We start from the raw sequence: 3,069 nt of genomic DNA on the forward strand, positions 1-3,069 counted from the left end.
ACTCGCCCGGTGCGGGGGCATCGGGGGGGGGCCGTTGGGTGAGGTGTGGGCGTCGGTGGCGACGGCCATCGATGTACCGGCACGGCCCCGACGGTGCGTACCCGGCTGCGGGTGCGTCCACGTTTCGGTTCCGGCGAAAGGTTCAGCCCCTCCGGCGTCCGGGGGCGGCACCTCCGGGTAGGGGCGAGCGTCGCTTGTGGGGCGGTGGGGCCTCGAACATCCGCCCGGCTCGGGATAGCCTCCGGCCATGGGGAATGGGCAATGGTTTCCGGCGGAGTGGCCGGAGCGGATCCGGGCACTGGCCGAGGGCACGCTGACACCGGTGACGCCTCGGCGCGCCGCCACGGTGATGCTGGTCAAGGACGGCGACACCGGCCCCGTGGTCCACATGCTGCGCCGACGCGCCTCCATGGCCTTCGCCGGGGGCGCGTACGCGTATCCGGGCGGCGGCGTGGACCCGCGCGACGACGAGCAGCAGATCCGCTGGGCGGGCCCCACGCGCGCGTGGTGGGCGGAGCGGCTCGGCGTGGACGAGACCTCCGCCCAGGCCATCGTCTGCGCGGCCGTGCGGGAGACGTACGAGGAGGCGGGCGTCCTGCTCGCCGGTCCGAGCCCGGACAGCGTGGTCGGTGACACCACCGGGGACGACTGGGAGGCGGACCGGGCGGCCCTGGTCGCCAGGGACCTGTCCTTCGCCGAGTTCCTGGACCGCAGGGGACTCGTGCTCCGCTCGGACCTGCTCGGGGCCTGGGCCCGCTGGATCACCCCGGAGTTCGAGTCCCGCCGCTACGACACGTGGTTCTTCGTGGCCGTCCTCCCGGAGGGCCAGCGCACCCGGAACGCTTCCACGGAGGCCGACCGCACGGTGTGGATCCGTCCCGTCGACGCGGCGGCCGGCTACGACAAGGGCGAGCTGCTGATGATGCCGCCCACCATCGCCACCCTGCGCGGGATCGCCGGGTACGAGCGGTCCGCGGACGCCCTCGCCGGCGCGGCCGCGCGTGATCTGACCCCCGTCCTGGCCGAGGCCCGCCTGGAGGACGGCGAGGTCGTCCTGTCCTGGCCCGGACACGACGAGTTCACCAAGCACATCCCGACCGGCGGAGCCTCCGCATGACCGACGCAGCAGCCCTCCCCGGCCGGCCGCGAGGCACGGTCCTCTCCGGACCCGCCACCGCGCGCGCGGTGAACGTCCTCGCCCCCAACGCCTCCCCGATGACCCTGGACGGCACGAACACGTGGATCGTGTCCGAGCCGGACTCCGAGCTCGCGGTCGTCATCGATCCGGGCCCCCTGGACGACGTTCATCTGCGCACGGTCCTGGACACGGCCGAGAAGGCCGGGAAGCGCGTCGCGCTCACCCTGCTCACGCACGGGCATCCCGACCACGCCGAGGGCGCCTCGCGCTTCGCCGAGCTGTCGGGGACCTCCGTGCGCGCCCTGGACCCGGCGCTGCGGCTCGGCGACGAGGGGCTCGCCGCCGGCGACGTGATCAACGTCGGCGGACTGGAGCTGCGGGTCGTGCCGACCCCCGGGCACACCGCCGACTCGCTGTGCTTCCATCTCCCGGCCGACCGGGCCGTGCTGACCGGGGACACCGTCCTGGGGCGCGGAACGACCGTGGTGGCCCATCCCGACGGCCGCCTGGGCGACTATCTCGACTCGCTGCGCAGGCTCCGCTCGCTGACGGTCGACGACGGCGTGCACACCGTCCTGCCCGGTCACGGACCGGTCCTGGAGGACGCCCAGGGCGCGGTCGAGTTCTACCTCGCCCACCGGGCCCACCGGCTCGCCCAGGTCGAGACCGCCGTGGAGAACGGCCTCCGGGCTCCGGAACAGGTCGTCGCCCACGTCTACGCGGACGTGGACCGGTCGCTCTGGCCCGCCGCCGAGCTGTCCGTGCGGGCACAGATGGACTATCTGCGCGAGCACGGGCTGATCTAGGGCACGGTGGCCGTGGTGGCGTTCTCCCGCGTCCCGGGGGAGGGCCTCACGCTCGGGGCGCCTTGACGCCGTGCACGCGCGCGTACTCCCCGGCGAGCCACGGCCCGAGGTCGTCCACGTAGGAGCGGAGCACGGCGGGGTCGCCGGTGGGCTCGTAGCCGCGTACGGCCGCGCTCCTCAGGTCGGTGGCCCGCTCCGGGTAGTACGCGCCGAACGCCTCGGCCATCTCCCCCAGTTCGCTGGTCCAGCCGTTCCAGCGGGGCATGACGAGCGTGAAGCCGGTGCGCACGAGGTGCCGCGACAGCGAGCGGACCAGCGGGCGCCTGGCCCCGTCGGTGTCCTCGGCCGCGGCGATGCGCTCGCGCCAGCGTGGCAGCAGCAGGGCGAGGTCGCCGTTCGTCTCGCGGGCCAGCAGCGCGTCGGGCCGGTAGCGCGGGAGGTGCACGGCCAGGTCCTCGCCCAGGAGCGGGGTGCAGAGGCAGGCGACGAACCAGCCGAGGTCGTGTCTCTCCAGGTCGCTCAGCAGCCGTCCACGGCCGAACAGCAGCGTGCCCACGCCGTCGATCTCGGGGAACTCCTCGTCGAGCGCCGTTTCGAGCGCGCGGGCGTCGGCGCGGTCCGCCTCGGTGGGCTCCTCGCGCAGGGACAGCAGCAGGTCGAGGTCGGAGCGTCCCACGCGCGCGGTGCCGCGCGGGATCGAGCCGTAGAGGTATGCGCCGTCCAGCCGGCTCCCGAAGACGTCCGCGAGCCGGTCAAGGGCCGCCGCGACGACGGGCTCGAAGGCCCGCGGCACGCGCGCGAGTGATCCCTCGCGCTCGATGTGTCCCTCGGCGTCCAGCCCCCGCCGGTGTCCCCGCGTCTCCATGCGCCCACTGTGCCGCCCGGGACCACTGTCCCGCTGATCATTTACGGGCGGACGGCGGACGGCGGACGGCGGATGGCGGATGGCGGATGGGCGGACGTGGCGGATGGGGGATCGGGGGGAGCGCGTTAGTGCGGGAAGGCCGGTGGGCGGCCTCTTGCGGTCGCGGGTAGCTGTGGGCGAGGGCTACGACGACGGGGTCCCACCCCCACCAGCGGTTGGTCCCCCCCCAACAACAAACACAGCGCGCAAACCGCGCGCAC

At 74.3% G+C, this 3,069-nt stretch carries 3 protein-coding genes; 2 read left to right on the forward strand and 1 reads right to left on the reverse strand.

The genetic code is table 11. From position 1 onward, the window contains the following. Positions 1–247 precede the first annotated feature (247 nt). Both ACFWI4_RS41050 and ACFWI4_RS41055 read left to right on the forward strand, forming a co-directional pair. On the forward strand, positions 248–1,117 hold the full coding sequence (locus ACFWI4_RS41050) for an NUDIX hydrolase (protein ID WP_387206816.1): 870 nt from the start codon (positions 248–250) through the stop codon (positions 1,115–1,117). After that, positions 1,114–1,944 (forward strand): MBL fold metallo-hydrolase, encoded by an 831-nt coding sequence (locus ACFWI4_RS41055; protein ID WP_387206818.1) that lies wholly within the window; start codon positions 1,114–1,116, stop codon positions 1,942–1,944. The genes ACFWI4_RS41050 and ACFWI4_RS41055 overlap by 4 nt, the downstream gene beginning before the upstream one ends. A gap of 46 nt (positions 1,945–1,990) precedes the next feature. Here ACFWI4_RS41055 and ACFWI4_RS41060 read toward each other — a convergent pair whose 3' ends face one another. Next, positions 1,991–2,809 carry a nucleotidyltransferase gene (locus ACFWI4_RS41060; protein ID WP_387206820.1) on the reverse strand — a complete coding sequence of 273 codons (819 nt, stop codon included), beginning with the start codon at positions 2,807–2,809 and terminating at the stop codon, positions 1,991–1,993. Positions 2,810–3,069: the final 260 nt, after the last annotated feature.

This window comes from Streptomyces sp. NPDC127038 (genome assembly GCF_042725875.1).
GTDB lineage: Bacteria > Actinomycetota > Actinomycetes > Streptomycetales > Streptomycetaceae > Streptomyces.

What these genes read in the sequence shown, in the direction of transcription:
- ACFWI4_RS41050 (WP_387206816.1), top strand. Translation starts at nt 248, where the DNA reads ATGGGGAATGGGCAATGGTTTCCGGCGGAGTGGCCGGAGCGGATCCGG.
- ACFWI4_RS41055 (WP_387206818.1), top strand. Translation starts at nt 1,114, where the DNA reads ATGACCGACGCAGCAGCCCTCCCCGGCCGGCCGCGAGGCACGGTCCTC.
- ACFWI4_RS41060 (WP_387206820.1), bottom strand. Translation starts at nt 2,809, where the DNA reads ATGGAGACGCGGGGACACCGGCGGGGGCTGGACGCCGAGGGACACATC.